The organism is Bartonella sp. AD328YNZD (assembly GCF_042196425.1).
This window is the reverse complement of sequence record NZ_JBHIQG010000732.1, coordinates 1-713: the sequence shown is the minus strand read 5'-3', so window position 1 is coordinate 713 and position 713 is coordinate 1. Positions and strand designations below refer to the sequence as shown.

Below are 713 nucleotides of genomic sequence, written 5' to 3'. Positions count from 1 at the left end.
CTGACACATAACTGACAAGTTTTAATCAATTCACATCATTGGTTATCTTTAAAGACTGTACTCTTGATATGAGTTATGTTTTAAAGATATTAACCTATTGAAATATAATGTTTTTAATTTTTCTCATTTAAAAAAAATAATAGAGGGTCTAAAAGGAACTGACAGAACTGACAAAACTCTTCCTATAAGGTCACTCAGATTATTATCTTTGGAGAAAAATTCCTTGATAAGAATGCCATTAAAAAGAGTTTTGCCTCTTTGAGTAGAAAGTTTTTAAAAAAAGTTTCTTTATTGTTTTATGCTGCTGTTTTTGACTAAAGGATTCCATTCATAATAAGTGCTAGGGTGTCCACTTGTCTGATGTGTTATAAACTTTTTTCGAAGATGATTAGAACAGCATAAAAGCTCTAAAGCTTGCTTCACAGCTTCTTTGTCTTTTAAAGAACGCCAACAGCGTCTATAGATATCCCTTGTTGTAAAAACATCGGGTAAACAATCACAACGTTCGACAATTAATTTTGCCCCCTCTGTTGCTAAGCTATCCGCCGCCGCATAAAGCCTTTTGACATGACTTAACAAATATTTTTCCCAATACAAAGCTCTTTCAAGGGCATCTCTATTGATTTCAAAACGACCACCCTCAACCAGTTCAAAAATCAACGCAAGGGTTGGTATGGTTTGATTCATTTTCAAAAGATGTGCTTTTAAACTTG

Annotated in this window: 1 protein-coding gene; it reads right to left on the bottom strand. The window is 33.1% G+C overall.

Annotated features, from left to right (window positions below; all coding sequences use genetic code 11):
• Positions 1 to 288: 288 nt before the first annotated feature.
• Positions 289 to 713: DUF3987 domain-containing protein (locus tag ACFIO3_RS14730; RefSeq protein WP_375704743.1), on the bottom strand; the 425-nt coding region annotated here is incomplete at its 5' end.